This is a genomic window from Nonlabens sp. (assembly GCF_047636915.1).
Taxonomy (GTDB): domain Bacteria; phylum Bacteroidota; class Bacteroidia; order Flavobacteriales; family Flavobacteriaceae; genus Nonlabens.
Genome location: NZ_JBLIGN010000128.1, coordinates 1 through 5,498, shown reverse-complemented (window position 1 = coordinate 5,498; position 5,498 = coordinate 1). Strand labels below are relative to the sequence as shown.

At 35.7% G+C, this 5,498-nt stretch carries 4 protein-coding genes and 1 pseudogene; 4 read left to right on the top strand and 1 reads right to left on the bottom strand.

The features are described 5' to 3' along the window. The first annotated feature begins 108 nt into the window (after positions 1–108). The 3 genes from kdsA to ACJAT0_RS12465 all read left to right on the top strand — a co-directional run bounded on the left by kdsA (position 109) and on the right by ACJAT0_RS12465 (position 3,445). Positions 109–927 carry a 3-deoxy-8-phosphooctulonate synthase gene (gene kdsA, locus ACJAT0_RS12475; protein WP_374004136.1) on the top strand — a complete coding sequence of 273 codons (819 nt, stop codon included), beginning with the start codon at positions 109–111 and terminating at the stop codon, positions 925–927. A gap of 735 nt (positions 928–1,662) precedes the next feature. Then, a complete protein-coding gene (locus ACJAT0_RS12470) occupies positions 1,663–2,154 on the top strand; it encodes a GIN domain-containing protein (RefSeq protein ID WP_415181917.1) in 492 nt (163 codons plus the stop codon). Positions 2,155–2,275: 121 nt separating this feature from the next. Further along, on the top strand, positions 2,276–3,445 hold the full coding sequence (locus tag ACJAT0_RS12465) for a cytochrome-c peroxidase (RefSeq protein WP_415181916.1): 1,170 nt from the start codon (positions 2,276–2,278) through the stop codon (positions 3,443–3,445). Positions 3,446–3,450: 5 nt separating this feature from the next. Here ACJAT0_RS12465 and ACJAT0_RS12460 read toward each other — a convergent pair whose 3' ends face one another. Beyond that, complete coding sequence (locus ACJAT0_RS12460; RefSeq protein WP_415181915.1) at positions 3,451–4,206, bottom strand: glycoside hydrolase family 25 protein; 756 nt, start codon at positions 4,204–4,206, stop codon at positions 3,451–3,453. A gap of 452 nt (positions 4,207–4,658) precedes the next feature. On the opposite strand from ACJAT0_RS12460, the pseudogene ACJAT0_RS12455 reads away from it, so the two are divergent. Further along, positions 4,659–5,498 (top strand): annotated as a pseudogene (locus ACJAT0_RS12455) (protease); the annotation flags it as partial.

The window sequence follows — 5,498 nt, the reverse complement described above, 5'->3', positions numbered from 1 at the left end:
TCTTACATAAAAGGGCTTTACCCTTATATATAATGGATCAAGTAGCACTCATAAACAGGAATAAAGCAGTACATAAATTATAGTAAAAACAAATTAAAAAAGCATTTTATGCCACTTCATAATATACCGAGACTTAAACATACAGACTCCGATAATTTTTTTCTCCTCGCTGGCCCTTGTGCCATAGAAAGTGAAGATATGGCTTTGCGTATCGCCGAAAGAGTCGTTCAAATTACAGATCATTTAAAAATACCTTTCATTTTTAAAGGAAGCTTTAAAAAAGCAAATCGCAGCCGTATCGATAGTTTTACTGGAATAGGAAATGAAAAAGCTTTGAAAATATTGCGTAAAGTATCTGAAACTTTTGATATTCCTACAGTAACAGACATACACGAAGTAAGTGATGCAGCTATGGCAGCAGAATACGTGGATGTACTGCAAATTCCTGCTTTTCTTGTGAGACAAACTGACCTTGTTGTTGCCGCAGCACAAACTGGAAAAGTGGTCAACCTTAAAAAAGGCCAGTTCATGTCGCCAGAAGCGATGCAGCATGCCGTACAGAAAGTCAAAGATTCAGGAAGTGATAAGGCATGGATCACCGATCGCGGTACAATGTTCGGTTATCAAGATATGATTGTAGATTTTAGAGGAATTCCTACTATGAGAGAATTTGCTCCTACGGTACTTGATGTAACGCATAGCTTACAGCAACCCAACCAGACCAGTGGTGTAACTGGTGGCCGACCTGATATGATTGAAACAATTGCTCGAGCTGGAATTGTAAACCATGTAGATGGTTTGTTTATAGAAACACACTTTGACCCAGCAAATGCAAAAAGTGATGGCGCAAATATGCTAGACCTACAATATTTAGAAGGTTTAATGACTCGCTTAGTTGCGATAAGAAAAACAATTACTTCTTTTTAAACTGTATATAATACATTGGGTATGAGCGCTGCTGTTTGCTAAAACAGCAGCGCTTTTTTTATTCCTTACAGCCGTATATATCTAATACCAACTAAAATTGCAATGTCGTTATAAAGACTTGACGTATTATTTACATAACTTATAGCTTGCTCCTATAATAAGTTGCATAGGTGTGCTTTTTTTGTGAAATTTCAGAGTTTTACTTTTTCTTAATCGAGGTAAAGTTTTAAACGGCATCAGTAACTACCAGCCGTTTTCCAATTGAACACAGAGAAAATCGAATAATAAATCCGCTAAATTCTCCGAAAACCTAAATGCTTTAAGTATACCTAAAACCATATCTTGAATAAACGAACCAAGCTGACTGGGTAGAGCTGAGTTAAAGTAGGAGCAAAAAAAAGTAGATTTTAGGTGTCATTTGAAAGTTAAATGAATGGTATTTAAATCTTTTAATACTTGAGACCTCGTGTAATTTAATAGGTGGTTAAATTCCACAAAACGCTATTCTGAACCTTATAATTCCTCCAACACCTCTTTTCAAATTAAAAAGCTGTGTCAATTTAACATTTTTTAACGAGCTTTTTAAAAGCCTATTAAACAGTTAGATTCAAAATTATTTTTGCTGCAAAACAATCCCATTTTACTTTATAATCAACTCAATAATTTTACGAGCTGTAACAAAATATTTAATTGGCAGTCTACTAATTAAATAACTAAACACTTAAACTTTAAGCTATGAAACAGCTACTATTATTATCAGTAATCTTTTTTGCGGGAATAGGAAATGCGCAAACTATTCAAAAAATGGAAGACTTCTCAAAAATAAAAATTGATACCGATGCACAGGTAGAAATAGTCTATTCCAACAAGAGTCAGGTCATCTTTAATAAAGACTCTGAAGAACTAAACGATTTTACAGTAACTTCTATAGATAACTCTTTAGTGATCATTCAAAATCCTAAAAAAAGTGTTTCAGATCTTAGAATTCGCATTTATACAAATGATATAAAAGCACTTGCTGTAAAAGGAAGCAGCAGGGTTACTTTATCAAAATTTAACTATCAAGATAAAATGCTAGTAATTGCAAAACAAGGCGCTACGGTAGATACTGGAGATACTGAAATTAAAAACCTTCAGATTATACGTTCTAATGACAGCAAAGTAATTTGTGGAAATGCAAAGAAAACGACAGAAATGGTAGATGGATTGCTGGTAACAGCGATTTAAAAATATTGGTTTTTATATGTGAAAAATGACTTAGTCGTAAGAGATAAAGTCATTTTTTTATTTTTTCTTATTATGTAATTAAACCTATTGTCTTTATGAGGGTCTTAACATAAAGATATCCATGAAGTTTTCGTTTATTTTCCTCATCTTAATGGTCGTTTTAACTTTCTCATGTCAAAGCCCTGAAGAAGATTACATACTTACAGATCAGGCTATTTTAGAAAGTGCGTTTGGAACTAACATCAATCTAGAGGTGACTGCAGCCTATCAAAATACAGAGGTGCCTTCATATATAAGGTTTGCGCTATCTGGGAACGCAATAGATGATAAAAAGGCTGTTTTAGGACGTATTTTATTTTATGACAAGCAATTATCTGTAGACAATTCTATTTCCTGTGCCAGTTGTCATCAACAAGAAAATGCCTTTAGTGATACCGGCCTTGCTAGTGTAGGAATTAATGGAGTTACCAGTAGACACAGCATGAGGTTAGTAAATACGGGATTCAAAACTGGAACAACCTTTTTCTGGGATGAAAGAGTCAACTCATTAGAAGCACAAGTAACACAGCCTATACGAGATCATATAGAAATGGGCTTTAGTGGTCAACAAGAAGCTCCTACCTTCGATGATTTATTAATAAAATTATCGCAAATTGATTACTATCAAGTACTTTTTAATCATGTTTATGGTGATGCATTAATCACAGAGGAACGTTTACAAGAAACCCTGTCACAGTTTGTTCTTAGTATTCAGTCTTTTGATTCTAAATATGATGAAGGTCTCATAGCCACTGGAAATCTAGAGGTCCCTTTTCCCAATTACAATATGTCAGAAAACCGTGGCAAATTCTTATTTAGTACAGCTCCTCAGAATGGTGGCGCAGGTTGTGTGAGCTGCCATGCAGCACCAGAATTTGCTATAAGAGACAACATTCGTAATAATGGTGTCATCGCTACTATTGCAAACCCTACTGTTTATGATCATAACAACACAAGATCGCCTAGTTTGCGAGATCTGATAAATCCTGATGGCAATCTCAATGGACCTCTTATGCACAATGGCTCTTTTACCACATTGTTGGAAATGATAGAACACTATAATGATATTGATATGACTGACCAGCAGTTCGTAGATCCTTTATTATTTCAAGGGCGAGGAGCCAATGGTCCTATTGGACAACAATTAAATCTTTCCAATACAGATAAAGAAGCACTAGCCAACTTTTTAAAAACCTTAACCGGTAACGAGATCTATACCAAGGTTAAATGGAGTGATCCATTTATCAACTGAAAAAATTAAGGCATCCATAGTTTTTCAAAATCAACTTGAGATCCTTTGAACACATTACCATCCACTAAAGTGGGAACTCCGGGTATAGGCAAGCGATCCGTATACTGCCAGAAATTCCAAGAAATGCGAGGTGAATCCACTACATTATAATTTGCTATCCATATTCTGGGGTACTCTTCAAAATAAGAATCTGTTTTTAAAACGTCAGTATAAAAGGCTTCCCCACTATAAATGATGGGCTTTACACCATAATGAGCTTCAATGATTTTGATCCAGTTTTTAAGTCCTTTTCTTAAAGATTTTTTATTTTGAATGTTTGAAATATCCTCAATATCAAGTACTGGTGGAAGATCCCCTTTTACTAAGGACACTGTTTGGATAAAATGAGCTGCCTGAATAGAGCTATTCACGTCACTCCAGTAGTAATGATAGGCTCCTCTAGAGAATCCGTTACCTCCAGCACCATTCCAATTATCTTGAAACCTTTTATCCTTATCGGTTCCTACTGTAGCTCTTATAAAAGCAAAATTAAGCCTTTGAGTAGTATCGGGATGTTTTACCTGTTCCCAATCAATAACTCCTTGATGATGACTTATATCTATTCCGTGAATTTGGAATTTATTAATTCGTTGGTATGAATCAGTGTTTACAGGTTGCCGCGGACTGTTATGATAAGAATAACGCTCCGTCATTATTATAGTTACCGTCACTAAAAGAGTCACCACTAGTAGGATCACTGCTATCCATTTTTTAGGCTTCATTTCTTTGTTTTGGAGTTACATTTTTAATCATTGCTTTCTTCTCATTTTACAACTCGCAAAGAACAATTTCTATTGCAGTTTTCACAAGCGATAAGAACTCCATACTGGTTCCTTTATGGATCATTTTATCAGATTATAAATTTACGAATGTCTCTCTCCTTTAAAAAAAAAAATCAGCCTTTTATAATTTTTATATTTGATGCAAATGCTGTAGCGATGGAATTCTAAGAAGTCTATGCTCGCGGAGTATTAATAAATTCCTTTTAATGGAGCTGGCTCCTCTACAGATAATAAATCCATAGCACTATAGCTTGGTTTGAACAATAGCCTTATTGGAAATGTAGCTTTCCCATTTCATGTCTTGCGCACCCACTTATATTTTTTAGACCAAATAAAAGACCGAATACAACACATATATAAATGTTATATCTTGCTATCGCAATACATCAACTATGAAAAATTTACTCTGTATTTTTCTGGCACTTTCTGGAGTTCTTGCCACAAGTCAAGGAACTCAGCTCCTAAGACAACCCACTATCCATAACGACCAAGTTGTTTTTTCTTATGCAAATGATCTTTGGAAAGCCAGTACCTCCGGAGGTAATGCTATAAGACTTACCAGCGATATAGGCTACGAAATGACTCCTCAGTTTTCGCCAGATGGAAGCATGATCGCTTTTACCGCAGAGTACGATGGAAATATGGATGTTTATGTCATTCCATCTTCGGGCGGTGAACCAAAGCGAATTACGTTTCATCCCAGTGGAGACTTTGTCCAAGGATGGACTCCTAACAACAAAATCATTTTTAGATCTGATCGGGAATCAAAACCTACTCAATCCAATCATTTATTTACCATAGGTCTTGAGGAGCATTTTCCTGTAAAAATAGATATAGGTAGAGCTGCTTTTGGGAATATGTCTAGCGATGGGAACTACCTAGCCTATACTCCTATCACCTCATGGGATTCAGAATGGCGCAACTACCGCGGCGGGCAGGCACTTCCTATTTGGATCGTAGATTTAAAGACTAAAGAATTGCAAACCACCCCTCAGTTAGATCGGGAACGTCACCTGACCCCGGTATGGCATAAAGAGGTTATTTATTACATTTCTGAGCGGGATTATACCAGTAACATCTGGTCCTACAACACCAAATCCAAAGAAGAAAAACAAATTACTTTTCACAAAAAGTTTGATGTAAAAAACTTAGACACAGACCATAATCAGATCGTGTACGAACAAGCTGGTTATTTACATCTTTTGGATGCCAATTCAGGAGAGACCACTCCA